The following is a 24,692-nucleotide window of genomic DNA, read 5'->3' as shown; positions in this document are numbered from 1 at the left end:
TCCTATTCCGTTTCAACAAGAAATAGCGGCTGTCCATATTCTACAAGTTGTCCATTTTCAACCAAGACTTCTTTAATAACACCTTTTACATCAGCTTCAATTTCATTAAAAAGCTTCATGGCTTCTACGATACAGACAACTGTATCAGTGGATACCTTTGTTCCAGGCTTAACAAACGGCTCTGAATCTGGGGAAGAAGACGCGTAAAACGTCCCTACCATAGGTGAAACAATTTTATGTAATTTATCCGACTCTACCTCATCCTGTTGCGCTTGTTGGGCCACAGGAGCGGATGGTGCTTGTCCTGCAGTGACAGCCTGAGGTTGTACGACAGGAGCAGGTGCTGCTTGAAGTTGAACCGTTCCTGTTCCTGTTGAGCGTTTCTTTAGAAGCATTTTAGCCCCATTTTCTTCAAATTCAAATTCTTCAATGGAAGATTCATCTACAAGTTTAATGATTTCACGAATGTCTTCTATTTTCACAAATTAGCACTCCTTATAATAAACATTGCTCAAGTTTGTTGAGTTAATTTTTAAGTAAACACCTTTGGAAACTTAATTCAACACCGCATGAGCTCTTTTATCCAAGACATTATACCACATATCTTTTTTTCTTGTCTCATCTCCTAATATTACAAATGTGCACCTAGGTATTAAAAAAAGAGAGCCTCTTATTAAGAAGCCCTCTCCTTGAATGGATCTCTAGATATCTCAGCTATTGGCACCTTGATATTTGACACTTGCAAATTGGACACCGAGTGATGAATTCACTACCATTTGCATGATTTGAGACGCTTGCTTACTTGAGAGATTTTTCGCTTTCACATAAACTTGGGCATAATCACCATCTGTTGTGACCACAGCATCTGTTCCTAGACCTTTTGAAATAATTTCTTGTTCGAGCATCGATTCTTGTTCAGACTGATCATTCAAGGCTTTTAACTGATTGGTCGCTTCATTAACTTGTTGAACGGAGCTTGAATCCGATGCAATAACGGCTTCATATTTTTGAGCTTCTTTACTGGCTTGTTGATTTCGTTGAAGCTTATACGTAGCAAACTGATCATCTTCAGCGCTCGCACTTGAAGCTTTTTTAGCATCGCTTGAGCTGTTTGCTGCTGTATTTTGCGTCGCAGCTGTTGGCGTCTTTGAAGGTGTCGTCACGTAATAGACTGATAGAACAATAATTAGACTTAACATCGTAAGTAACCAAACTGTTTGTTTTTTAAGAACCATTTGAATTCCTCCCTTATTTTCTTTCCTGAACAGAGACTTTATAAGAAGGTACATCCAGTACCGTACTAACCGCATTTATCACACGTTCCTGTGCTGATGGTCGTGTCACTCCATTCGCGACAACGAGAATCGCTTTGACTGTCGGACCTTTTTCAGTGACTAATATAGGACTCTTTTGCCCGTTCCCCTGATCGATTGTGACTAGTGAAGAGTCATCGCTCTTATTGACAGTAGAGCGGGTTCCTCCATTTGAATCGTGTTCAGTTGTCTTCTGGTCAGAGGTTTTGACATCCTGCTGATAGACTTGTTCTGGCCCGGAACTAAGAGTCACAAGGACTTTAGCATTGGAAATTCCCGCCATGCTGTCGAGCATACTTTTCAAGCGGTCCTCATAATAACTGGCATACTCGTCCATCGTTTGTGGATGATCCGATGTTTTCTTGAGAAGTGAAGCAGGTTGTGACGCCCCTTTATCTGAACTCGTTTGCGTCCCTGCCGTTTCCGCTGTCGCCTGTGTTTTCGGTTTCACTCCACCTGAGTAAAAGTGACTCAGCAGCATCAAGGCGATGCCAATCCCTAGTAAAATCAATAAGTTTTTCAACGGTTTCTTTGGTGATTTCCCCGTTTTTGTCGAGACGGCTGCCAGTATCTTCTTCCACATCTCCTGTGGTGACATCGGTTAAGTGTCGCCTCCCTTCAACTGGAGGGTTATTTTGTCTTTTGGTAGATTCCATTCTTTTGCTAAAAAATTCTTTACAGCTGTTTCATTTGAAAAGGACTTATCAGCAGCTTTTGTACCGGTTCCATCTTGGGAGATAGTGACTGAAGCAACGGTTACCTTTGAAACGGAATCAACTGTCACCTGATCGTCCTCTGCGGGTGTTGGTGTTTGTGAGTCTGACCGCGTTTTCTCCAAAGTCACTGTGATATGTTTTGGTACATTGGGATCATTCGGATCTAATGTTAGGTTAAGGTTTTGGATAGCGAGGCCATAGCGATTACTCAACTCCCCTTTCACATAAGATTTCATTTGGACAGCCACTTGTTTAGAAATATATGCACGTTGTCCAGATTCTATTTCTTTTTTTTGCTCATTCATTGAATTTTTTATAGAGTCGCTTTCTGCCGGGGGATTGAATTGACTTAGAATGGACTCCACTGGCATGTTAAAAAGACTCATGATTGGATTTAATAGAACTAGGATCAAGATTAATCCAATGACTGTCTTGACATATCGATTAAAGCGTTCGTTCGGCAATAAGAGTTCTAATACCATGGCAAACATAATGATGAAAATGATTTGCGTAATCCAGTTAGAGACGGCCTGCATCTAATTCCCCCTTCACCTGACCATCAAAGAAAGATTCCCCGAGGCAATAATGATCGTCAGTGCCAAAAAGAACATCATCGATACAATCGCAAGAGCAGCAAAGATAAACACCATGCTTTTCGCCATAATGCCGAGACATTCAATAATCGGCCCTCCCCCAAGAGGCTGCAGAACAGCGGAAGCGATATTATAGATGAGGGCTAAGACCAACACTTTTATTGCCGGAATTGCAATTAAGGCAACAAGTATAAATAAACCGGCAATCCCTATCGTGTTTTTCACAAGTAACGAAGCGCTGAACACCGTATCTGCCGCATCTGTGAACATTCTTCCTACAACCGGAACAAAATTCCCGGTGACAAATTTAGCCGTTCGTACTAAAACCCCATCAGATATCGCGGTGGCGGCCCCCTGAACCGACATCACCCCAAGAAAGATCGCAAAGAAACCAGCTAATCCACCTATGGCCACATTTCGCATGAGATTGGCGAGTTGCGTCACTTTGTAATGCTCTGTTAAAGTACTGACAATGTGAAGCAATGCCGACATAAAAAGAAGTGGTAAAATAATGGTAGAAATAAGCCAACCACTCGTATTGACTAAAAAAATGATCATGGGGTGGAAGAAGGCTACACTGGTTGCCCCGCCACTCGTTGCGGTAATGGCAAAGATGAGCGGCATAAGAGCGAGTAGAAAGTGACTCATGCTATCCACGGCATTCGTCGTATAATCTATGGCCACACGAAAGGAGTTCAGTGTTAAAATAATCAGCACCATGTAAACAACTGCATAGGCGACCTTAGAAACAGCGCGGTGTTCAAAGGCATTTTGAATGGTTTGTAAAATCATGGAGAGAACAGTCAAAAGAATAAGTGTTCCAAGCAGCTTGCCATTAATAATCAATTCATGAAACATGTACTTAATGGCACCGGTTGTCCATTCTCGAAATAGCCCTTGCTTGTCCGACTTTAAAAAATCTAGGAAGGTCATCTGTTCACTTTCTGGTAAAAAGCCGTTATACTGATCAACCACTGAATTCCAAAAGGTCTGAATATCATCTAAATTGAGCTGCTTTAATTGCTGATCCACCCAATCTTGTGTGGGTGTTTCCGCTCGGGCGAGTTCTGGAAAAAGAAATGTCCCCCCAACCAGTACGAGGAGGAACCCAATTGGCAGCATCCACTGTTTGAATTGTTTCACCGATTCTCCCCCTTATTGTGGGATTAATCCGACGACTGTTTGAATAATAGCTGTGATAATGGGAATGGCCATGACAAGTATGAGAATTTTTCCGGCCAGCTCAATCTTAGAAGCCATTGCTCCTTGACCGGCATCCTTAGCGATCTGGGCACCGAATTCTGCTATGTAGGCAATACCAACAATTTTCAGAACGGTTTCCACATAAACTAAATTTAAATGAGCATTAATCGCTAAACGTTCTAACATGGTGATCACTTGACTGATTTGTCCGATCAAAAAGATAAAAATCGTTGCCCCGACAAACACCATTAGCAAGAAAGCAAAGGCAGGCTTTTGTTCATTTAATATAAGACTGAGAAAGGTCGCGATTAACCCTATACCAACAATTTGTAAGATTTCAATCGCCTTTCCCTCCTAACCTTGGAAAAGAAACACATCACGGATTTTTGAAAAGAGATCCCCGATTAAGGTGGCCACCATGTAAAGAATGACAACGAAGCCGATTAAAGTGACCCACTGTGACCAATCCTCTTTTCCCATTTGCTTCAGCACGGTTTGAATCATGGCAACAATAATGCCAATACCCGCAATTTGAAAGATCGTATTTACATCTAAAGACATCTGGGTTCCTCCTCAAAACAGCAATAGAACAATTAGCAGACCGCCTAATATTCCAAGGCTCTTCGTCATCTTTTCATACTGTTGCTGGGCAATTCGCGCCTCTTCTTCTTCTCTTTCCAGATGACTAATCGCAAGCCGAATGTGCTTTTTCTGATTCTCTCTGTCAGACTGACCGAGTGTTTGTCCAAATTGCTTCCATATTTCTTTTTCAGCCTGTTTTAAAGCCGTTTGCGTCCAAAAACTCTCGGTAGTTTCACTCCAGATGTCAGTCAAGGCTCGGCCATCCCGTTTATCTAACAGGACCAACAAATCAGCGAAAAAGCGATTGGAAGGGCTTGGGAGCTGTTCAACGAGATGACTGGCAGCCTCAAAAACGGGTGTCAGACCAAACATAATTTCCGATTCCAATGACTGTAAAGCCGTCACTAATTGCCTCAGCTGCCTTGGGCGCTCCCTGTAGCGTTTAGCAAGCGCGAAGCCGATAAGGGTGGTAGTTGAAACAATTAATATAATCCCAATGATCTTCATCCGACTCTCACGCTCTTCCTAGAAGAAAGACAAACGCCCGAATCGTTATAGACTGTATATAAACGTCCTTGCCTCGCGTCATTCTCTAAAATCACAAAACGAGAAAAGACTTGATGATCCAAAAGCGGTTTTAAAGTAGGGCGTTTCCATAATTGTTCCAAATTATAAGCGTGGGCGGTTGCCATAACAGAGACACCTGCATTTAAAGCTTCGAGCATGGCTTCCGTATCTTCTTGCCTGCCGATCTCGTCCACAATTAGGACATCCGGACTCATGGAACGAATCATCATCATCATGCCTTCCGCTTTCGGACAGGCATCGAGGACATCCACTCGAATGCCAAATGTGTTCTGCGGTACCCCTCTGATACAGCCCGCAATTTCTGAACGCTCGTCCACAATGCCAACCTTATGTGGCGCACGTTTCTCCAATCCACTGCTGATGACGCGTGCTAGATCGCGCAAAAGGGTCGTCTTTCCTGTTTGCGGTGAACCAATTACTAAGGTGCTTAACCACTGTCCTTTATCAAAAAGAAAATGGGCAAGCGGCTCTGCCACGCCAATTTTCTCCCTGGCAATCCGTATGTTCAGGGAACTGACGTCACGGATCATCTTCACATGACTTCCTTCGGTAACCACCTTGCCATTTATACCGACTCGGTGGCCGCCGCTAATGGTCACATAGCCTCTTTTTAATTCCTCTTCCAACGTATAAAGAGAGTAAGCACTGAGGTTTCCCATTAGGACTTTCATATCTTGTGAGGTCAGTAGGCGCTGCTGATCTAAATAGAGGACTTGTCCAGTCCCCATCAGTTCAATTGGACGATGAAGTCGGAGTCGGATTTCTTCAAGAGTTATCGTTTTTTGTTCAACAAGGTTTCGAATACGGTCACTTAGATCCTTAGGTAAGATAGAGAGCACCGCTTCCACCGAGCATCCTCCTAATCACTAATAGTCTTCTAACCCATCTTATGTTCGAGAAGGACAACATATGTCTAAATTGACAGGTGGATCAGGACAACCTCCCAAGCCGTTATAATTTCTGCAGCGCTTGTCACCCCGAAGATCAAAGCAGTGTTTTAATGGCGAGTTATCTATAAGTCGAGAAATTTCCTCGTAAACAATAAAAAAGCGCTCGAACAGATTAAATCTGCTCGAACGCTTTTTTAGATGGCTATTAAGCTCTAGAAACGTAGTCACCGCTACGAGTGTCAATGATTAAACGATCGCCTTGGTTCACAAAGAAAGGAACTTGAACGACGTAACCCGTTTCTAATGTAGCTGGTTTTGAACCGCCGGAAGCTGTGTCACCCTTAATTCCTGGCTCGGTTTCAACCACTTCTAATTCCACCGTATTAGGAAGTTCAACCCCTAAAGTTTCACCTTGGAAGGATTGAATATGAACTTCCATATTTTCTTTCAAAAATTTAAGCTGTTCTTTGATTTGGCTTGATGCTAACTCAATTTGCTCAAAGGATTCCAAATCCATAAATGCATGTTGATCGCCATTGGCATATAGATATTGCATTTTGCGGTTATCGATATGTGCGCGATCTACTTTTTCACCGCCGCGGAATGTTTTTTCTTGGATAGCACCCGTTCTTAAATTGCGTAACTTAGAACGAACAAATGCTGCTCCTTTACCTGGTTTAACGTGTTGGAATTCGAGGACCTGCCAGATGCCTCCATCCACTTCAATGGTAAGTCCTGTTTTAAAATCGTTAACTGAAATCATGGTAATCCTCCTTGAGCCTTCCCCAAATTTCTTTATGAATTTTAAAGGCTTTCTAAATAATCGAGGGCTAAGCGATAGCCATGAAAACCAAGGCCTACAATTTGCCCATTCATAACAGGAGCAAGCACCGATTGATGTCGGAATGCTTCACGCTTATGAACATTCGAAATATGAACTTCAACTGACGGAATGGACAAGCTGGCAAGGGCATCTCGTATGGCGTAGCTGTAATGAGTGAAAGCTCCTGGATTCATGACCAATCCCTGATACTTTCCTTCAGCCTCCTGTATCCAATCAATCAAGGCTCCTTCATGATTGCTTTGACGAAATGTCACTTCGAAGCCTCGTGAAGCAGCGAAAGCCTTGATTTCCTTCTCTAGGTCTGCCAACGTCTTATGACCGTAAACATCAGGCTCTCTTTGTCCAAGAGCATTCAGATTAGGTCCATTTAGAATTAAATAAGCGTTCATTTTGACGACTCCTATGAATACATTATAAAGTAAAACTTCATTTCACATGGGGAATGTTTCCCCCGGAAATTCAGTTGAACTTAAATGACTTTTTTACGGGAAGTGAATCCTCCGTCATGCCTTGAAATGACTGTATGACAGCGAGGTACGACCGACCGTTATGATGTGATAAATACTCCGCCTCATCCGCTTTTTTTAATCCTCTGCTCCTGGAACACCATCTTCCAACAAACTTAAGATGATAAAATTCGAGGGTCGTATTTAAATCACTCCAAAAATCATTCTACCATAGGGTTATTCATTTGAGTAGTCAGAGGATTGCTTCATTTGAAGATCAAAAGAAATGGAATAGCCGATAAAAAGACCGTACAAAACATAAAGACATAGTGAAGTTGAAATGGTATTCAGGCCAAGTTTAAGCACAGGCTTCAAACCTGGGATCCATGGTTGGATGATATAGAACACAATCACCCATAAGACCATGCCAAAACCAACCGATATCCAAATGTTTTTCACCTTCCCCAATACCGCTCTATATATGAAGGCAATCACAATCGATAAAATGGTAATCGCAATAATACCAAGAATTTGCCCTTTTAAGCCGACCTTCCATTTCCCAAGTGCCCAAGGAGCTAAAATAAGTCCAGGACCATACTTTGCAAAGTTCAGATAATACGAAATAAACCCTAAAAAACCCCAAATCAAACCGCCCCAGAAGCCAATCGCGAAGGTCCTGACAGGTGATGTTATCTCTGATTGTTGCTCATTTGTTGTCTTCTTTTCAGCCACTGAATATACACCTCCAAGCCTATTATGTCCAATTCTTCTCTATCCACTCATCATTAATTGATAGAGATCGTCTAGGGTGAGGTTTATGTGGAGAGGCCCTGAAATTCGATTCGCAAAAATGTGAGTCCAAATGGTATACTTCGTTTCAATTTGGGTAATAAATAGATAACAATAAACCTAGAGAGTTTGGCTGATTTCTAGTACAATAAGTTTAAGTCAAATTCTTAAAGGTTGGTGTCAACTGAATGGCGGAAAAAGAAACGATGTATGGTGGGCAAGCCGTAATTGAAGGGGTCATGATGGGCGGCCGGTTCACAAGTGTGACCGCCATACGAAGAAAAGATGGCACCATTGCGTTTTTCGAGGTGCCTCGCGATTCAAAGTCTTCATATAGTTTCCTGAAGAAATGGCCATTAGTACGAGGGGTTATTGGAATCATTGAATCCAGTATACTCGGTTCAAAGCACCTGAATTTTTCTTCAGAAAAATACGATAAACTTCCAGAAGAAGATGTTGAAGAAACCGAAGAAAACAAAGGAAAGTGGGGCATGATTCTTGGACTTTCTGTCATGGCCATTCTTTCTTTCTTGTTCGGTAAGTTTATTTTCACACTCCTTCCGGCACTCGCTGCTGATGCTTTGACACCCTTTTTCCCAGGTAAAGTCTCGCAAATTTTAACAGAGGGTGTTCTGAAAATCATTCTGTTGCTTGCTTATATTTATTTTATTTCGATCACGCCGCTCATGAAGCGTGTTTTTCAATACCATGGTGCTGAACATAAAGTTATAAATGCTTTTGAAAATGACCTCAGTCTTACGGTTGAGAATGTCAAAAAACAAACACGTCTTCACTACAGATGTGGAAGCAGCTTTATTCTTTTCACGGCTATTATTAGTGTTTTTCTTTACTTTTTTGTCCCATTGCATCCGCTAAGTGTCCGGATGTTAACACGCATTGCGTTAATCCCTGTTGATCTTGGGCTCTCTTATGAAGTCCTTCGCTTAACCAATGCGGTCAGACACATCCCAGGATTAAAAGTACTGGGCTACCCCGGTCTTTGGTTACAATTACTCACAACAAAAGAACCGGATGCTGACCAAATTGAAGTGGCGATTGCCGCGTTTAATGAGATGAAACGACGCGAAGCTGATACTTTGTTAGAAAAGGATACATCGGTTGTAAGTTAATCCTATTTGGAGGAGGTGATTGAGTTGAAAGGATCATGGTCAAATCTTCTCTTTCTGCTTGTGATTCTTCTTGGTGTAATTGGTCTTGTCTCTTTAATGTGGCTACACCCCATGCTCCTTGTCAAAAGACTAATAATAGGCGGCTTGATAATTGGCGGAATTTATGTTGTTTACCGATTGGTAACTCGCCATTCACCTAATGAAACGCAGGCTTATCGCCGTGCGGTCAGACAATCCAAGAAGCGCAAAAAGCCATTTGCGCGTGAACGCAGACGTTCCTCCTCCAATCTTAGGGCCATTACAACAAATAAATCTCTTAAGAAAAGACGACCTCCTCTTGAGCGGATTCGTCATAAAGGTCACGGACATTTAACCGTTATTGAAGGTAAAAAGAAAAAGAAAAAACGCAGCTTTCTATAAAATTAACCTACTAAAACAGCAAAAACGGATTGGAATCTCTCCAAGCCGTTTTTTGTTGTTTTATAGATAGGGAGTAACCGCATCGGTCCTTCTTTCAATAGAGATCTGTCCTCCGTAAAAAAAAAACCACAACCCAAGGCTATGGTTAATGGTCCGATTCTTCATTATTTTGATGTTGTACAGCTCTTAATTCTTCCACTCTTGAAGCATCCTCTTGAAAATATTGGACAAGATCTCCAATCCGGTCAATGGCGTCCCAACTGAGATGGTGTTCAATACCTTCAACGTCGGAATAAATAGTCTCCGGTTTGACACCGATCACCTTCAAGAAATCCTCAAGTAATTCATGACGAAAAACAAGTCGCTTTCCGAGTTTTTTTCCTTTCGGTGTCAAAACTAATCCACGGTATTTTTCATATACAAGATATTGATCTTTATCCAGTCGTTGAACCATTTTTGTGACGGAGGAGGGATGAACTTCTAGCGCTTCCGCTATATCAGACACTCGCGCGTACCCTTTATCTTCAATTAATAGATAGATTCTTTCGATGTAATCCTCCATGCTCGGTGTCGGCGCCATCAAATCCCCCCTGTTTATTTCCACTTCTACTTGTTATCGGTTTATGACTCCTATGTCTGAACAGTGCCTATTTACTTTTAGAAAAAATGTTTGTGGCCGGTTAGACAGACTATAAAAAATGATACACCACTTGTCCATTTAAAACAAGTCGTCCCCTGTCATTCACTTTGTTTTTATGAGTTAAAAAACAAGCACTTTCTTCCCACGTATTTTCTAAAATTTTTATTAAATTTTATCTCCATAAAACACTTGCAAAAGAAAAAAAAGAGGGAGATCTCCCTCTTTTCAAAAATCCTCTCTTATAAACCGCATTTCAATTGAGCGTTGCAGTTTGTGCAGGTGTTACAGCCGCCTAGTTCTTCGACGGTTCCTTGACGACAGATTGGGCAAGTGTCGCCGACTTCAGATCCGTAAGTGACGTTGGTTTTGTCCAACTCTGTGATGGTGTCCACCAAAACAACTTTGGCCTTTTGCTCAACTTTTGTTTCTGGTAACATTTCATCTTCTTCAAAGGTGTTTTCTTCTGCTTTAAGCGTTAAGACCTGTGCATCACGGCTGCCATCCACATAAACGGTTCCACCTTTAGCGCCGCCTTTGTAAAGACGCTCATAGACCCCTTTAACTTGATCCACTGTATAACCTTTTGGTGCATTAACCGTTTTACTGATCGAGCTGTCTACCCAGCGCTGAATGACACATTGTGTATCCGCATGCGCCTCTGGTGAAAGTTCCATTGCGGTTACAAACCAATTTGGCAGATTATCTGATGAAGCTTCAGGATGCTGATCTAAATATTCTTGTACGATATCGGCTTTGACTTCAATAAACTTACCTAAGCGTCCGCTGCGGAAGTAAGAGAATGAGAAGTATGGTTCAAGGCCGGTTGAAACCCCAACCATCGTCCCCGTGGAGCCGGTTGGCGCAACGGTTAAGAGATGGGAGTTGCGAATACCATGCTCTAAGATACCTTGACGAATATCTTCAGGCATTGTTTTCATATAGCCAGTATTAATGAAACGCTCACGCAAGGTCTTGGTCTCTTCTTCTGTCTTGCCAACCAAGAATGGGAAGCTTCCTTTTTCCTTAGCCAGTTCAATAGAGGTTCTATAAGCCGTTGTCGCAATCGTTTCGAAAATGCGGTCGACAAGCTCATTCCCTACTTTAGAGCCGTATTCTGTTTCACAGTAAATTAAAAGGTCATGAAGGCCCATTACCCCTAATCCGACACGGCGCTCCCCTAATGCTTGAACACGGTTTTCCTCAAGGAAATAAGGTGTTGCATCGATCACGTTGTCCTGCATACGGACACCGACGCGAACGGTCTCTTTTAATTTTTCATAATCAACTTCTTTTGTTGCTTTATTCGCCATATTCGCTAAGTTAACCGCTGCAAGGTTACAAACCGAATACGGAGCGAGTGGTTGTTCACCACATGGATTTGTCGCGACTACTTTTTGTCCATAAGCTTTGGCATTTGTCTTATCATTCGCATTGTCAATGAAGAAAATCCCAGGTTCTGCTGAGTAAGTTGCACAGACATTAATGAGATTCCACAGCTCTCTTGCACGAATCGTGCGGTAAACACGCACCCCAAATCCGCGAGCTTCCCATTCGCGCACATCGCCGCACTCATGCCATTCGTTGTTATAAATCGCCATTTCTTCAGGCGTATAATGCTCGACATCAGGAAAACGAAGTTCGAAATCCCCATCGTTTTCAACAGCATCCATGAATTCCTTCGTAAGGGTGACTGAAATATTCGCACCTGTCAGAAACTCTGGATTATTAACGGTATACGTACCGCCATCTCTTAGGCGTGTTTCAGCCTCTTTAATTGCCTTGTCGGTAAAACCGCCTTGACCCGGAAAATGCTTATAATTAACAATTCCTTGGTAGAGATCCTTTTCTGTTTCGGTGAAAGGTGTAAATTTCAATTTATCCTTCGCTAAAGAGCGAATCGCTTCATCTTCTGCTGTTTCAATTAAGTAGCGCAAAATACGAGGGTTTTGCATTTTCGAAATAATAAATTCTATGATATCTGGATGAGAATCTGCCAGCATGATCATTTGAGCGCCTCTGCGGGATCCGCCCTGCTCAACAAGGTGGGTAAGTTTGGCGATGTCATCTAACCAAGAGACCGATCCCGATGATTTACCATTAACACCACGTGCCAAAGTATTTCTCGGACGCAGAGTGGAGCCATTTGTTCCCACCCCGCCGCCGCGGCTCATGATTTCCATTACTTTTTTGCGATGCTCAGCAATACCTTCTCGCGAGTCCTTAACAAAAGGCATAACATAACAGTTGAAATACGTAACAAACGTATCTGCACCGGCTCCATAAAGAACTCGTCCTGCCGGTACAAAATTCATAGATACAAGCTCTTTGTAGAAGTCATCAAACGAGGCTTGTCTTTTTTCAACAGATGTCTCAACACTAGATAATCCGCGGGCATTTCGTTTCGCAATCTGCTCATAATACACTTCAAGCGGCTTATCAATTACATCAAGGGAGCGTCTGATCAGACCATTCTCACGTTCTTCTTCCGTCGCCAGAACATGACGATAATCCTCCGTCACTTGAATAAGTGCCTCATTAGATTCAGGATATAACTCACGAATAAAACCAAGACCACGTGCAGGAAACTTCGGATCGTTCATCACCGTTAAAACAACAAAATCACCTGGCTTAATGGTTTTCTTCTCGGTATCTTTAAAAGCATAGCGGTCTAACATAACGAGCCTTGAGACACCGCTTCTTGTTGTGCTCATTTCATCCGTAATAGGAAACACCTGCGGGAACAACTCAATGTCCTTGTTCAATGCCTCTTTGTTAATTTCTAATTCTCCTCGCACAGTCACACTCATTCATCTTTCTCCTCCAAACTTATAGGTATACAGCGACAATTCGTTTTGTATAACGGATTGACTGGTGTCATTATATGGACGTCAGGTTTCTTGTTGGGATCTCTATTCTTGACTAACTTCTACAGTTAGTGATACAATGACCGCCATTTGTACTCCTAGTAGTCTTAGTGGGTTTTGTCGTTTTTTGACACAACTCCCCATGGACACTAGGATTAAACTCTATTAACTATCATAGCGTGATTCAAAAAAAAACACAATATATAGTATCGATATTTTTTAGATTTCCACAACATGTTGAAGCTAGAACAATTAGGCAACCAATTGTCAACAATGAAACTCTGAAATCATCTCTCAAACAAGGCTATTAATTTCGACAAATATCGACACGGTCAAGCTGATCCTTATCACAACAGCATTAAATTAATTTGTGAATCGATTTAAGGACAAGTATATGTTAAACTATATATAGATTAAGGATTCTATTTCTTTCAAAACCTAACTCTAACATTTCAAACATAAAGGGGTCGAATCAAGTGGTGGCTTGGATAGTCTTAATTATTCTCATCGTGGCAGCGATTGCGTACTCTCTTACCCGAATGCTTATGCAGAGGCGCTATTTAAAAACATTAACGCAAGAGGAATTCATTGAAGGATATCGCAAAGTGCAACTCATTGACGTCAGAGAACCGAATGAGTTTGAAAACGGACATATATTAGGCGCTCGCAATGTTCCTCTTACTCAATTTAAAATGAGAAAACAAGAGATTCGAAAAGATAAACCCGTCTATCTCTATTGTCAAAACGGGACTCGCAGCACTCGTGCAGCGGCACTTCTGAGAAAATACGGCTGCCAGGAAATCTACATGCTTAAAGGCGGATTTAAGCAGTGGACAGGAAAAGTAAAGAGTAAAAATGCATAACTATTAAGTAAAAACATGGCGTTCACCTAAGGTGAGCGCCATGTTTTTTGTTGAGGGGGAACCCTCCCCCTTATCTTATTTCTTATAATGTAAAACAGGCTGCCGGGCAGCACGGGTTTCGTCCAATCGGCCCACAACCGTTGTATGAGGAGCTTCTTGAACAATTTCGGGGTTCTCTTCTGCCTCTTTGGCGATTTGAATGAGCGTATCTGCAAAATCATCCAGCGTTTCCTTGGATTCCGTTTCAGTCGGCTCAAACATCATGCACTCATCCACAATAAGCGGAAAGTAAATGGTTGGTGGATGATACCCAAAATCTAATAGGCGCTTTGCCATATCCAGAGTCCGAACACCCAACTTTTTCTGTTTTTTCCCTGAGATAACAAATTCATGTTTGCAATGACGATCAAACGGCACTTCAAAATAAGGCGCTAAACGGCGGAATAAATAGTTCGCATTTAAAACCGCATCACGCGATACCTGATTTAAGCCATCAGGCCCCATTGTCCTTATATACGTATAGGCGCGAACGTTAATTCCAAAGTTTCCATAGAACGGTTTAACACGGCCAATCGATTCTGGACGGTTATAATCAAACGTAAAGCCGTCTTCCGTCTTAGTAAGGACAGGCTTTGGTAAATATTTGGCGAGTTCTTTTTTAACCCCAACAGGGCCAGAACCAGGGCCGCCGCCGCCATGTGGTCCTGTAAAGGTCTTATGAAGATTCAAGTGAACGACGTCAAAACCCATATCTCCAGGACGGGTTACCCCAAGAATAGCGTTCATGTTAGCTCCATCATAATAGAGCTTTCCGCCTGCTTCGTGGACAATTTGTGCCATTTCCACAATTTCTTCTTCAAAGAGTCCGAGCGTGTTCGGATTGGTGAGCATTAATGCCGCCGTGTCCTCACCGACAACGCGTCGCAAATCCTCAAGATCGACAAGCCCTTTTTCATTAGACTTAACCGTTATGGTTTCAAACCCGGCTACTGTTGCAGAAGCAGGATTGGTTCCATGAGCCGAATCCGGCACAATGACCTTCCTACGCTTCAAGTCACCGCGCGATTCATGATAAGCCCGGATAATCATGAGCCCTGTCCACTCACCGTGCGCACCCGCTGCCGGCTGCAGGGTCACCTCATCCATTCCCGTAACAGCAGCAAGATTGGTCTGAAGGCGATAGAGCAGCTCCATAGCCCCTTGTACCGTTTCTTCCTCTTGATAAGGATGAATGTGAGCAAGGCCTGTTAATCGAGCCACATCTTCATTAATTTTTGGATTGTACTTCATGGTACACGAGCCGAGTGGATAAAAACCAGAATCGACCCCGTGGTTTCGTCTAGATAAGGCGGTATAATGACGCATGATTTGGAGCTCTGATACCTCTGGAAGCTCTGGATCTTGTTCACGGATATAGTCTTTTGGAAGCGTCTCTGTAAGTTCGACTTCAGGTACGTCACATTCAGGAAGACTATAGCCGATGCGCCCAGGCTTACTATATTCGAAAATCAATGGCTGATCATTTTTACCCACGGATAAGCCCCCCCAACACGTTCACGAATTGATCAATTTCTTGTTTATTGCGCTGCTCTGTCACAGCAATCAGCATCAACTGGTCCCATGACTCATCAAAACGGCCGAGATCCACACCACCGATAAAACCGGCTTTCAACAATTCTCGATTAACCTCTTTGACAGGGCGACCCGTGTTAATCACAAATTCATTAAAATAGGCACCATTATGAACCGGTTCAATTCCGATGGCTTTGAACTGATTGACCGCATAGTGAGCTTTTTGCAAGTTTTGATAAGCAATCTCTTTGATCCCCGTTTTACCTAATGCCGTCATACAAACGGAGGAGGCAAGCGCATTTAAAGCTTGGTTTGAACAAATGTTAGAGGTCGCTTTGTCCCGGCGAATATGCTGTTCACGCGCTTGAAGCGTTAAGACATAGCCTCTTGTTCCATTTTCATCAATGGTCTCTCCAACCAAACGACCAGGTACTTTGCGCATTAATTTTTCAGTTGTAGCAAAATAGCCACAGTGAGGTCCGCCAAATGAAGCGGGAATACCAAGAGATTGGCAATCACCAATCACAATATCTGCCCCTAACTCGCCTGGAGCCGTTAAAAGGCCAAGCGCGAGCGGATTAGAGGAGACGACCAATTGAGCTTTCTTGGCAGCATGTGTAAGAGCCTCAATTTCTTTAACTGGCTCGATTTGACCAAAGAAGTTTGGATATTGGACGATCACACAGGCAGTTTCATCATTGAGAACTGTCTTAAGTTGCTCAAGGTCGGTCACCCCATTGGCTAAGCCTACTTCAATGACCTCGAGATTCTGCCCTTTGGCATAAGTCGCAAGGACCTGACGTGCTTCCGGATGCACCCCTTCAGAAACAATGATTTTGGTTTGCCGGGAAACATTGACACTCAGAAGTGCCGCTTCAGCTAAAGCAGTCTGTCCGTCATACATAGAGGAATTCGCCACTTGCATGCCAGTCAGCTCACAAATCATCGATTGAAACTCGAATATCGCTTGAAGCTCTCCTTGAGAGATTTCAGGCTGATAAGGTGTATAGGCAGTATAAAACTCAGAACGAGAGATCACATGATTCACAATCGACGGAATATAGTGATCATAGACACCAGCCCCTAGAAAAGAAGGCGTCTCTTTCGTGTTCACATTTTTTGCTGCAAGGCTTGACATGAATTTAAACAAATCACCTTCGGATAGAGCTTCTTCTACTTCAAGACGGCCTTTAAAACGCACTTTTTCCGGTACGTCGCTAAAAAGGTCGTCAACCGATTCCACTCCTATCACTTTTAGCATATCTTGTCGGTCTTGATCGGTAACGGGCAGATAGCGAAATGTCCCCATTGATTCTCTCTCCTTTTTCTTTATCCTCTTTTATAAAAAGGGGCTTTAACGATGATGGCTTTTCGGCGCTTGCCGCGCACATCAACTTCTACTTCTGTTCCGAGCGCTGCATATTCAACTTCAACTAAAGCTAATCCCAGGTTCTTCCCAAGAGTAGGCGATTGAGTTCCGGTAGTCACCTCGCCAATCTTCTTCTCTCCCACGAATACTTCATAATGAGTTCTAGGAATGGCTTTATCAATCATTTCTAGACCAACAAGCTTTCTTCTTGCCCCATTTTCTTTTTGATCCTTTAATACAGCTTTCCCAATAAAATCAGCTTGCTTATTCGGCTTTACAGCAAAGCCAACCCCGCCCTCAATTGGGCTGATGGAAGCACTCAATTCTTGACCATATAATGGAAGCTTGGCTTCAAATCGAAGCGTATCACGCGCACCAAGACCACACGGCAAAAGGCCTTTATCTTGCCCTGCCTCAAGAATGGCCTCCCAAAGTTTGGGGGCGTCAACCCATGGACAATAAATTTCAAATCCATCTTCACCCGTATAACCTGTTCTTGAAACGAGTGATGAAATTCCCGCTAATGGGACATTCTCTTTAAATTTAAAGAAACGAATAGCAGAAAGATCCTCATCCGTTAATGTTTGCAGGATGGTCTCTGCCAAAGGACCTTGGATAGCAAGCTGTGCCACTTGGCTGGAAACATTAAGAACCGATAACTCTTGAGGGGCATGCTCCTTCATCCAATCAAAATCTTTGTCAGTATTGGAGGCATTAACGACAAGCAAGTAATCTTCATTGTCTCGTTTGTAAATAATAAGGTCGTCAACGGTTCCCCCGTTTTCATAACACATAGCGGTGTATAGAGCATCTCCGGCTTGAAGCGGAAGGACATCATTCGTTACGAGACCTTGTAAAAAGGCCTCTGCACCTGTTCCTTTAACTTCAATTTCACCCATATGGGACACATCAAATAATCCCGCCCGTTCACGCACAGCCTTATGCTCTTCCTTGATGCTGCTGAATTGAACAGGAAGGTCCCACCCTCCGAAATCAATCGTTTTGGCCCCAAGAGATTTTACCTGATCATAAATTGGAGTTCTTTTCAAAGTTGTCATTGCCGCGCCTCCTTGCTTTTTCGAATTTGAAGTTTCTAATAATTCCGACCAATAAAAAAGGACAGAGAAAACACGGGATCCGTGTCTCTGTCCTTAATACCGGAAAGTTTAATGAGGTCTACCGCTTTATTAGTATCCTCGCCTCGTCGGTGGCTCCATTCGCGGAGCGCTCTCCAGAGTTGCGTCGATCAAGAGTTCCTTTGCCTGAGAGATTGGCACGGTGGCTTGCTCCTTCGGCGCCGCTTGTTCAAACGGTCTCTCCCCTTGATCTCATTCGCATATTTCCTATTAAATTGGCACATACTACTCACACCATTTAACATTAATAGCTCAGTAACAAATTCTATCCTATCATGTGATGAACTGTTTGTATAGTAGAGAAAAATCGCATATCGCACAACATTCTCTTATCTTCTTATAGATTAACCCATTATATGGGAGGCATTCATAATGAAACCAACGATTACCTTTGATCGCTCATGGCAAGATGCATTTCCTGCCTATTTTGAGGCAGACGGTCCATGGGCGGATTGGGAATTATTCCAATTAGCACATACGGCAGAAGAACAGCTTATTGTTCCTCATTTTGAAGGTTTAGTAGCCCCCGATCACTTACCTGAACTTCAATTATTGCCGCACCAGGTGGAAACTGCTCAGACCGTTATCGAAAAAATGCATGGAAAGGCTATCCTGGCTGATGAAGTAGGTCTTGGTAAGACCATTGAAGCAGGGCTCATAATGAAAGAGTATATGATTCGCGGCTTGGCGAAAAAAATCCTTATTTTGGTACCCGCCTCACTTGTCCTTCAATGGGCAAAAGAACTAAATCAGAAATTCTTTATACCAGCCGTCCCGCAGAGAAAAGCGTATGTCTGGGAGCAATGTGATGTAGTGATCTCATCTATTGATACCGCGAAGAGAAGTCCGCATGCCGATATTATTCTTAACCAGGATTATGATCTCGTCATTATTGACGAAGCTCATAAACTCAAAAACCACAAAACCAAAAATTATCAATTTGCCAAACAAATTAAGAAAAAGTTTTGTTTACTATTAACGGCAACCCCGATCCAAAACCGAATCGATGAGCTTTACTATCTAGTCTCTTTACTAAAACCGGGCTATTTGGGCGACGCTGAATCCTTTTTTCAGCGTTATCGAAGCGGAAAAAGCGCCGTTCAAAATGAGGACACCCTCAAACGGCTGGTTAATCAAGTCATGGTTCGCAATCGGCGAAAGGATACAGACTTTAATTGGTCGAAACGCCATGTTCAATCTATTGATATTAGTCTAAGTGATGAGGAAAAACGAGTCCATGACGAAATAGAAGCTTTAAGGGGTCTGGATGTCTTAAAAGGCTTTCCTCTCATTACACTTAAACGAGAGGCATGCTCAAGTAAAGAAGCGGTCTTCATGACCCTCAAAAATATGTTTGAAAAGAACAATGCTTCACCTGTCTTACAGCAAGCGTTATCCCCGCTTCTGTTAACCTTGCAAAAAGTGAACCGGAACTCCAAAGCCGAAAAGGTACTTGAATTAATTCAAACGATTGATGATAAAGTGATCATTTTTACTGAATACCGCGCCACTCAGCTTTATCTGCAATGGTTCTTGAAACAAAACGGCATTACCTCGGTTCCTTTTAGAGGCGGTTTTAAACGGAGCAAGAAAGATTGGATGCAACAATTGTTTAAAAATAACGCGCAAGTTTTGATTGCTACAGAAGCAGGCGGTGAAGGCATTAATCTTCAATTTTGTCAGCATGTGATTAATTATGACTTGCCATGGAACCCTATGCGTCTTGAACAGCGGATCGGCCGCGTCCACCGTCTCGGTCAAGAAAAGGATGTGCACATTTATAATTTTGCGATTAAGAATACCGTCGAAGAACATATTCTCCACTTATTGTATGAAAAAATTGATCTGTTCGAGAATGTCATCGGCGAATTGGATGATATCCTTGAACGGTTAGACCTTAAACAACTGGACAAGGAAATTTCTTCAATTTTAAATGAATCCGAATCCATTGGTGAGATCAAAATCAAGTTTGATAATCTCACAAGCGTCATCAATGCTGAAAGATTCAAAGAGGAAGAGGAGGAAGTCATCGATGCGGCAGGAAGCCATTCATGATTACTTAGAGACTTACTTTCGTGCAAGCGGCTGCGATATCTTAGAGTCCCGTCCTCATTTTTTAAAGGTCAAGCTGACGGTGGATATGGATAAACGGCTCATGAACCGGCCATTTTATTGGCATTATGTTGAGAAGCTCGGCAATCAGCCAGAAACCGCAACGCTCACCTTAAAAACAGCTTTTAACGGTGATGAAGGCGAATTGATTCATTTTGGTTCTCCTCGCCTTCACCAAATCTTTCAAAGCACCAAAGAAATGGCCCGCTATATCCGGCTTTACGAGGAAGCCCCGAACAGTTCCCAACAAAAAATAGGACTTGTCCCATGGTTATGTATAAATACGAAAATCAGTTATTGCTGTGATGTCAAAAAGGATATGCTTCTGTCGCTTGGAATTAATTTACTGAATGGGATGATTGTCCGCGACTTCCATGAATCGATGACTAAGCTCTCCTTAACTCCTAAAATCCCTGATTTCTGTTACACGATGAGTCCGCTCATCAAACCAGTCAGCGGATTAAAGCGCTTAGAAGCCATTGTTGAAAAACTGATCCAAGAAGAAGAACATAAATGGGCAGAAGCGGCACACAAGCGTTGGGAAAATGACCTTGATCTTCTGAATCGGTTTTATGAAACCATCGAAGAAGACGAGGATCCCGAGCAAGCAAAAGTTAATTACGACAAGGAAAAAGAAGCGCTTCGTCAGCAATATGAACCCCATATTCGCGTTTCTATCCTGAATGGCGGACTGTTTTATCTGACGCCTGGACAAATGGGATCTTAAGACCTTTCAGTGGAGACAGCCGTCAATCTAAAAAAAGGGTCCGAAAGCTACTCGCTTTCGAACCCTTTTTTTACCCGGTTGTTTTCATTAACTTGGTTACCTATTGAACAAGCGAATTTAGCAACAGTCCTTTGGAAAAAAGCCTTTTGAATTCGCCTTACCCGCCAATATAAGACATTTCGATCTTATCTTTGCGTCCTTCTTCTCTGCGTTCATCCGAATAACGATCTCGTCGTCCTGTCCAGATTCGCCCAATTAATTCCGCAAGCTCTTCATCCGTTGCACCGTTTCGCAAAGGGTTCCGCAAGCTGTTTCCTCTAGTTGCAAATAAGCACGTATAAAGCGAACCATCTGCCGATAACCGCGCCCTTGTGCAAGTCCCGCAAAAGGCATCAGAAACAGAAGAAATGATCCCAAATTCATCCTCAGTACCCGCAAGTCTGTAACGCGAGGCTACTTCTCCAAAGTAATTAGGCTGGATCGTATCCACCTTATAGGTTTCACCAATGATGGAGAGGATGTCTTTTTTCGTTACGACTTGGTTCATTGACCAGCCATTTGTGTTCCCAACATCCATGAATTCTATAAAACGTAAAATACGGCCGGTACCTCGAAAGAAATCCAGCATAGGAAGAATTTGATCTTCATTAACACCTTTACGTACCATCATGTTCACTTTAACCTTCAGGCCGGCTTCTTCAGCTGCTTCAATTCCTTTAAGAACTGCCCCGACCCCAATACCTTGCCCATTTATTTTTCCAAACAACGTATCATCCAAGGCGTCTAAGCTAACCGTAACACGTAGAAGTCCCGCTTCTTTTAATCGTTTTGCCATTTTAGGCAGCAAGACCCCATTAGTCGTCATCGCCAGATCCTCGACCCCATCTATATTAGAAAGCAATCGGATTAAGTGATCCAGATCCTTTCTCATGAGAGGTTCACCGCCTGTTAGCCGAAGCTTTCGAACCCCTTTTGAAGTGAAGATCGAGGTTAGTCTAGCTATTTCTTCAAAGCTTAAAAGTTCGCTTCTATTTAAAAAAGGATAATCTTTTCCAAACACATCTGCTGGCATGCAGTAGGTGCAGCGAAAATTACAGCGATCTGTAACCGATATCCGTAAATCTTGCAAAGGACGCTGATGGACGTCGAACAATTTTGCATCAGTCATGATTCGGCCTCCTCATTTATAGATATTGTATCATGTTCCTAAATTTATTGCCCAGGCAAGCGCATAAGAAGACAAAAGTCGACTTTTTCTAATTATTTCGGTAAAATGCAAAATAATGGATTCATTTAACAAGTGGCTTAACTATTAGATAAAGGAGAGGAAACCTCAATGTTTTCATATGACCTTACCGTAAGATTTAGTGACTGCGATCCCATGGGACATGTTAATAATGCTGTGTATTATTCATTTTTCGAAGAGGCACGAGCAGATGTCTTCAAGCTGTTTAACCCGAATTTAACCATTCACACTTGGAATGTGATCGTCGCCTCCACGCGATGTGATTATCTTCAAGAAGCGGTTTATGCTCAAGAACTAACCGTCCTAACTTGGATTGGCAAGATTGGCCGTTCAAGCTTTGAAGTTGAACATGCCATTCATGATAAAAAAGGAAATTGGATTGCCCGCGGGGAAGGAACACTACTTGGTTATGACTTTGAAACTAAAAAATCGATTCCTTTGACGGATGAGAAAAGAGCTTTATTAACCGAGCACCAATTCCCGCCAGAAGGCGTTCCATCATTTAGAGAATAATAGAGATTTGGGCCGTCCTCTTTTAAAAAAAGGGACGCCTTTTTTACTATCAAAGAAGACTTTTCATCCACATTCTGGAATTTGTGCTATCAAGATGAAAAATGGTTTATAATTCTTAAAGGATTAAACTAATATTCAGATAAAAAACCTCTCTTTAATCAGTGGATGCCTAATTTAGGAATTTGCTCGAGTTCATGACAAAAATTCAAATCGTCATAGAGGTTTAGGCTATTATGTTGTAAAATTAATAGTATTTTATTGAAGGAGATTATGTCGATGTCTAAATCTTTGAATCAAGACGTTAAAAGCATTGAAATTTCTGGTATCAGACAGATCACAGACGAGATCAAGACGTATTCAAACGTCGTTTCTCTTACAATCGGGGAGCCTGATTTTCCAACCCCCTCCTTTATTAAACAGGCCGCTGTTCAGGGTTTAGAAAAAAACATGACGTTTTATGCCCCTACTTATGGTCTTTTAGAAACGCGTGAAGCGGCCTCCCGTTATATAAACCGTCATTATGGATTAACTTATGATCCCAGAACTGAAATTATCGTGACAAATGGAACAACAGAAAGCTTATTTTTATCTTTAAGAACCATACTCTCTCCTGGCGATGAGGTGATTGTGCCGACACCCGCTTACCCAGGTTATAAACCCGTATTAGATCTTTGCGGGGCTCGCTTTGTCCCTGTAGATACGACCGATCAACAGTTTAAGTTAACGAAAGAATTATTGACAAATGCCATAACCCCTAAGACAAAAGCCGTCTTGTTAACGTATCCGTCTAATCCTACTGGAGCAATTTTAACTCATGACGAACTAAAAGAATTAGTTCCTGTCATTAAAGAGCACGATTTATATGTTATTTCAGATGAACTATACAGCGAATTAACGTTTGACCAACAACACACGTCAATTGGTTCATTCTCCGAGGTGAGAGAACAAACCATTATCATTAATGGATTGTCCAAATCACATGCGATGACCGGGTGGCGTATAGGGTTTACATTCGCCTCAGAACCGCTGACAAAAGAAATGGTCAAAGTTCACCAATACATAAACACGAGTGTTAATACCGTTTCACAATTCGCTGCAGCCGTAGCCCTTGATCAAGGAGATCATGAGGTTTCTAAAATGCGTGAAGAATATAAAGTCCGTCGGGATTTTATCGTTAAGCATTTAAATGAGCTCGGTTTTAGATTAAAAGCGCCCGATGCGACCTTTTACGCCTTTCCTGACCTTTCTCCTTTGAAAACAAACGCTGAAGCCTTTTTTCAAATGGCTTTAAAGGAAGCTCGTGTCGGTGTTCTTCCCAGCACGGTGTTTACTTTTGGCGATGACCAGCATCTTCGGTTATCCTTTGCCAGTTCATTGGACAAACTTGAACTCTTCGTTGAACGTTTATCGGTTTTATTAAGTAAAACGCGCTAATACGCGTTTTACTTATTTCAGCGTCTTCAAATGCACGATTTCAATAAAAAAGGGACATTCAATTGATGTCCTTTTTCTTATGTTTTTTATAAACTAGTACTTGAATACAGACCTATTTAGGTATTTAGGTGTATTTTTATTTGACTTTTTCATCCCCTTGATGAACGCCTTTCTTGCCTGCCCTCAACCCTATTTTGGCGTTCATCCCCTTGATGAACTCCTTTCTTGCCTGCCCTCAACCCTATTTTGGCGTTCATCCCCTTGATGAACGCCTTTCTTAGCTGCTCTCAACCCTATTTTGGCGTTCATCCCCTTGATGAACGCCCTTCTTGCCTGCCCTCAACCCTATTTTGGCGTTCATCCCCTTGATGAACGCCTTTCTTGCCTGCCCTCAACCCTATTTTGGCGTTCATCCCCTCGATGAACGCCCTTCTTGCCTGCCCTCAACCCTATTTTAGCGTTCATCCCCTCGATGAACGCCCTTCTTGCCTGCTCTCAACCCTATTTTGGCGTTCATCCCCTCGATGAACGCCCTTCTTGCCTGCCCTCAACCCTATTTTGGCGTTCATCCCCTCGATGAACGCCCTTCTTACCTGCTCTCAACCCTATTTTGGCGTTCATCCCCTTGATGAACGCCCTTCTTGCTTGCCCTCAACCCTATTTTGGCGTTCATCCCCTTGATGAACGCCTTTCTTGCCTGCT

Annotated in this window: 25 protein-coding genes and 1 riboswitch; of the genes, 7 read left to right on the top strand and 18 right to left on the bottom strand. The window is 42.5% G+C overall.

Features of this window, described 5'->3' with window-relative positions; translation table 11 throughout:
• Window positions 1-2: 2 nt before the first annotated feature.
• The 12 genes from accB to PU629_RS08075 form a co-directional block, all read right to left on the bottom strand.
• Window positions 3-482, bottom strand: a complete 480-nt coding sequence (gene accB / locus PU629_RS08130; RefSeq protein ID WP_275283774.1) for an acetyl-CoA carboxylase biotin carboxyl carrier protein — start codon at window positions 480-482, stop codon at window positions 3-5.
• Window positions 483-710: 228 nt separating this feature from the next.
• A complete protein-coding gene (locus PU629_RS08125; protein WP_275283773.1) occupies window positions 711-1,235 on the bottom strand; it encodes a SpoIIIAH-like family protein in 525 nt (174 codons plus the stop codon).
• A 13-nt stretch (window positions 1,236-1,248) separates the two neighbouring features.
• On the bottom strand, window positions 1,249-1,911 hold the full coding sequence (gene spoIIIAG, locus PU629_RS08120; protein ID WP_275283772.1) for a stage III sporulation protein AG: 663 nt from the start codon (window positions 1,909-1,911) through the stop codon (window positions 1,249-1,251).
• 3 nt (window positions 1,912-1,914) lie between these two features.
• Complete coding sequence (gene spoIIIAF, locus PU629_RS08115) at window positions 1,915-2,565, bottom strand: stage III sporulation protein AF (protein ID WP_275283771.1); 651 nt, start codon at window positions 2,563-2,565, stop codon at window positions 1,915-1,917.
• Between the two features lie 12 nt (window positions 2,566-2,577).
• Window positions 2,578-3,765, bottom strand: coding sequence for a stage III sporulation protein AE (gene spoIIIAE / locus PU629_RS08110; protein WP_275283770.1), 1,188 nt, complete (start codon window positions 3,763-3,765; stop codon window positions 2,578-2,580).
• A gap of 12 nt (window positions 3,766-3,777) precedes the next feature.
• Window positions 3,778-4,167 (bottom strand): stage III sporulation protein AD, encoded by a 390-nt coding sequence (spoIIIAD, locus tag PU629_RS08105; RefSeq protein WP_275284384.1) that lies wholly within the window; start codon window positions 4,165-4,167, stop codon window positions 3,778-3,780.
• Between the two features lie 12 nt (window positions 4,168-4,179).
• Window positions 4,180-4,386, bottom strand: a complete 207-nt coding sequence (gene spoIIIAC / locus PU629_RS08100; RefSeq protein ID WP_275283769.1) for a stage III sporulation protein AC — start codon at window positions 4,384-4,386, stop codon at window positions 4,180-4,182.
• A gap of 12 nt (window positions 4,387-4,398) precedes the next feature.
• The gene (gene spoIIIAB / locus PU629_RS08095) at window positions 4,399-4,914 is read right to left on the bottom strand and encodes a stage III sporulation protein SpoIIIAB (RefSeq protein WP_275283768.1); all 516 of its coding nucleotides are present in this window, start codon (window positions 4,912-4,914) and stop codon (window positions 4,399-4,401) included.
• Window positions 4,911-5,843 carry a stage III sporulation protein AA gene (gene spoIIIAA / locus PU629_RS08090; RefSeq protein ID WP_275283767.1) on the bottom strand — a complete coding sequence of 311 codons (933 nt, stop codon included), beginning with the start codon at window positions 5,841-5,843 and terminating at the stop codon, window positions 4,911-4,913. Before spoIIIAA ends, spoIIIAB begins: the two co-directional genes overlap by 4 nt.
• Window positions 5,844-6,090: 247 nt before the next feature.
• A complete protein-coding gene (efp, locus tag PU629_RS08085) occupies window positions 6,091-6,648 on the bottom strand; it encodes an elongation factor P (RefSeq protein ID WP_275283766.1) in 558 nt (185 codons plus the stop codon).
• Between the two features lie 41 nt (window positions 6,649-6,689).
• Window positions 6,690-7,118, bottom strand: a complete 429-nt coding sequence (aroQ, locus tag PU629_RS08080) for a type II 3-dehydroquinate dehydratase (RefSeq protein ID WP_275283765.1) — start codon at window positions 7,116-7,118, stop codon at window positions 6,690-6,692.
• Between the two features lie 294 nt (window positions 7,119-7,412).
• A complete protein-coding gene (locus PU629_RS08075; protein WP_275283764.1) occupies window positions 7,413-7,907 on the bottom strand; it encodes a YqhR family membrane protein in 495 nt (164 codons plus the stop codon).
• A gap of 245 nt (window positions 7,908-8,152) precedes the next feature.
• On the opposite strand from PU629_RS08075, the gene PU629_RS08070 reads away from it, so the two are divergent.
• Together PU629_RS08070 and PU629_RS08065 are read left to right on the top strand one after the other, a co-directional pair.
• Window positions 8,153-9,094, top strand: a complete 942-nt coding sequence (locus tag PU629_RS08070) for a DUF1385 domain-containing protein (protein WP_275283763.1) — start codon at window positions 8,153-8,155, stop codon at window positions 9,092-9,094.
• Window positions 9,095-9,118: 24 nt separating this feature from the next.
• Window positions 9,119-9,514 (top strand): SA1362 family protein, encoded by a 396-nt coding sequence (locus PU629_RS08065; RefSeq protein WP_275283762.1) that lies wholly within the window; start codon window positions 9,119-9,121, stop codon window positions 9,512-9,514.
• Window positions 9,515-9,659: 145 nt separating this feature from the next.
• Here PU629_RS08065 and mntR read toward each other — a convergent pair whose 3' ends face one another.
• Together mntR and PU629_RS08055 are read right to left on the bottom strand one after the other, a co-directional pair.
• Entirely contained in the window at window positions 9,660-10,094 is a 435-nt protein-coding gene (mntR, locus tag PU629_RS08060; protein ID WP_275283761.1) for a transcriptional regulator MntR, read from the bottom strand.
• Window positions 10,095-10,393: 299 nt separating this feature from the next.
• A complete protein-coding gene (locus PU629_RS08055; RefSeq protein WP_275283760.1) occupies window positions 10,394-12,961 on the bottom strand; it encodes a vitamin B12-dependent ribonucleotide reductase in 2,568 nt (855 codons plus the stop codon).
• A gap of 596 nt (window positions 12,962-13,557) precedes the next feature.
• Between PU629_RS08055 and PU629_RS08050 the strand changes: the two genes are divergently transcribed.
• Window positions 13,558-13,881: a rhodanese-like domain-containing protein gene (locus tag PU629_RS08050; RefSeq protein ID WP_481900508.1), complete on the top strand. Its 324-nt coding sequence runs from the start codon at window positions 13,558-13,560 to the stop codon at window positions 13,879-13,881.
• A gap of 75 nt (window positions 13,882-13,956) precedes the next feature.
• Here PU629_RS08050 and gcvPB read toward each other — a convergent pair whose 3' ends face one another.
• From gcvPB to gcvT, 3 genes are read right to left on the bottom strand one after another with little or no spacing between them, the layout of a single operon-like run.
• Window positions 13,957-15,414, bottom strand: a complete 1,458-nt coding sequence (gene gcvPB / locus PU629_RS08045) for an aminomethyl-transferring glycine dehydrogenase subunit GcvPB (protein WP_275283759.1) — start codon at window positions 15,412-15,414, stop codon at window positions 13,957-13,959.
• Window positions 15,407-16,762: an aminomethyl-transferring glycine dehydrogenase subunit GcvPA gene (gcvPA, locus tag PU629_RS08040; protein ID WP_275283758.1), complete on the bottom strand. Its 1,356-nt coding sequence runs from the start codon at window positions 16,760-16,762 to the stop codon at window positions 15,407-15,409. Before gcvPA ends, gcvPB begins: the two co-directional genes overlap by 8 nt.
• Window positions 16,763-16,782: 20 nt before the next feature.
• The gene (gene gcvT / locus PU629_RS08035) at window positions 16,783-17,880 is read right to left on the bottom strand and encodes a glycine cleavage system aminomethyltransferase GcvT (protein ID WP_275283757.1); all 1,098 of its coding nucleotides are present in this window, start codon (window positions 17,878-17,880) and stop codon (window positions 16,783-16,785) included.
• Window positions 17,881-18,062: 182 nt separating this feature from the next.
• A riboswitch (glycine riboswitch) is annotated at window positions 18,063-18,154 on the bottom strand.
• A gap of 176 nt (window positions 18,155-18,330) precedes the next feature.
• Here gcvT and PU629_RS08030 point away from each other — a divergent pair.
• On the top strand, window positions 18,331-20,013 hold the full coding sequence (locus PU629_RS08030; protein ID WP_275283756.1) for a DEAD/DEAH box helicase: 1,683 nt from the start codon (window positions 18,331-18,333) through the stop codon (window positions 20,011-20,013).
• Window positions 19,991-20,797: a YqhG family protein gene (locus PU629_RS08025; RefSeq protein ID WP_275283755.1), complete on the top strand. Its 807-nt coding sequence runs from the start codon at window positions 19,991-19,993 to the stop codon at window positions 20,795-20,797. The genes PU629_RS08030 and PU629_RS08025 overlap by 23 nt, the downstream gene beginning before the upstream one ends.
• A 157-nt stretch (window positions 20,798-20,954) precedes the next feature.
• On the opposite strand, the gene moaA is transcribed toward PU629_RS08025, so the two are convergent.
• Entirely contained in the window at window positions 20,955-21,965 is a 1,011-nt protein-coding gene (moaA, locus tag PU629_RS08020) for a GTP 3',8-cyclase MoaA (RefSeq protein WP_275283754.1), read from the bottom strand.
• Window positions 21,966-22,133: 168 nt separating this feature from the next.
• Between moaA and PU629_RS08015 the strand changes: the two genes are divergently transcribed.
• Together PU629_RS08015 and PU629_RS08010 are read left to right on the top strand one after the other, a co-directional pair.
• On the top strand, window positions 22,134-22,556 hold the full coding sequence (locus PU629_RS08015; RefSeq protein WP_275283753.1) for an acyl-CoA thioesterase: 423 nt from the start codon (window positions 22,134-22,136) through the stop codon (window positions 22,554-22,556).
• A gap of 276 nt (window positions 22,557-22,832) precedes the next feature.
• Window positions 22,833-23,990 carry an aminotransferase class I/II-fold pyridoxal phosphate-dependent enzyme gene (locus tag PU629_RS08010; protein ID WP_275283752.1) on the top strand — a complete coding sequence of 386 codons (1,158 nt, stop codon included), beginning with the start codon at window positions 22,833-22,835 and terminating at the stop codon, window positions 23,988-23,990.
• Window positions 23,991-24,692 lie beyond the last annotated feature (702 nt).

Origin of the sequence: Pullulanibacillus sp. KACC 23026, from assembly GCF_029094525.1 — a bacterium.
Classification (GTDB): domain Bacteria; phylum Bacillota; class Bacilli; order Bacillales; family Sporolactobacillaceae; genus KACC-23026.
Note: the sequence above shows the minus strand (reverse complement) of the source record. Positions and strands in the feature narration are given on the sequence as shown.

Excerpts from the sequence above, each read along its gene's own strand:
- moaA (WP_275283754.1), bottom strand. The coding sequence starts at position 21,965 with ATGACTGATGCAAAATTGTTCGACGTCCATCAGCGTCCTTTGCAAGAT.
- spoIIIAF (WP_275283771.1), bottom strand. The coding sequence starts at position 2,565 with ATGCAGGCCGTCTCTAACTGGATTACGCAAATCATTTTCATCATTATG.
- spoIIIAB (WP_275283768.1), bottom strand. The coding sequence starts at position 4,914 with ATGAAGATCATTGGGATTATATTAATTGTTTCAACTACCACCCTTATC.
- gcvT (WP_275283757.1), bottom strand. The coding sequence starts at position 17,880 with ATGACAACTTTGAAAAGAACTCCAATTTATGATCAGGTAAAATCTCTT.
- PU629_RS08015 (WP_275283753.1), top strand. The coding sequence starts at position 22,134 with ATGTTTTCATATGACCTTACCGTAAGATTTAGTGACTGCGATCCCATG.
- PU629_RS08010 (WP_275283752.1), top strand. The coding sequence starts at position 22,833 with ATGTCTAAATCTTTGAATCAAGACGTTAAAAGCATTGAAATTTCTGGT.
- mntR (WP_275283761.1), bottom strand. The coding sequence starts at position 10,094 with ATGGCGCCGACACCGAGCATGGAGGATTACATCGAAAGAATCTATCTA.
- spoIIIAC (WP_275283769.1), bottom strand. The coding sequence starts at position 4,386 with ATGTCTTTAGATGTAAATACGATCTTTCAAATTGCGGGTATTGGCATT.
- PU629_RS08055 (WP_275283760.1), bottom strand. The coding sequence starts at position 12,961 with ATGAGTGTGACTGTGCGAGGAGAATTAGAAATTAACAAAGAGGCATTG.
- aroQ (WP_275283765.1), bottom strand. The coding sequence starts at position 7,118 with ATGAACGCTTATTTAATTCTAAATGGACCTAATCTGAATGCTCTTGGA.
- PU629_RS08125 (WP_275283773.1), bottom strand. The coding sequence starts at position 1,235 with ATGGTTCTTAAAAAACAAACAGTTTGGTTACTTACGATGTTAAGTCTA.
- PU629_RS08030 (WP_275283756.1), top strand. The coding sequence starts at position 18,331 with ATGAAACCAACGATTACCTTTGATCGCTCATGGCAAGATGCATTTCCT.
- PU629_RS08050 (WP_481900508.1), top strand. The coding sequence starts at position 13,558 with ATGCTTATGCAGAGGCGCTATTTAAAAACATTAACGCAAGAGGAATTC.
- gcvPA (WP_275283758.1), bottom strand. The coding sequence starts at position 16,762 with ATGGGGACATTTCGCTATCTGCCCGTTACCGATCAAGACCGACAAGAT.
- PU629_RS08025 (WP_275283755.1), top strand. The coding sequence starts at position 19,991 with ATGCGGCAGGAAGCCATTCATGATTACTTAGAGACTTACTTTCGTGCA.
- spoIIIAG (WP_275283772.1), bottom strand. The coding sequence starts at position 1,911 with ATGTCACCACAGGAGATGTGGAAGAAGATACTGGCAGCCGTCTCGACA.
- PU629_RS08070 (WP_275283763.1), top strand. The coding sequence starts at position 8,153 with ATGGCGGAAAAAGAAACGATGTATGGTGGGCAAGCCGTAATTGAAGGG.
- efp (WP_275283766.1), bottom strand. The coding sequence starts at position 6,648 with ATGATTTCAGTTAACGATTTTAAAACAGGACTTACCATTGAAGTGGAT.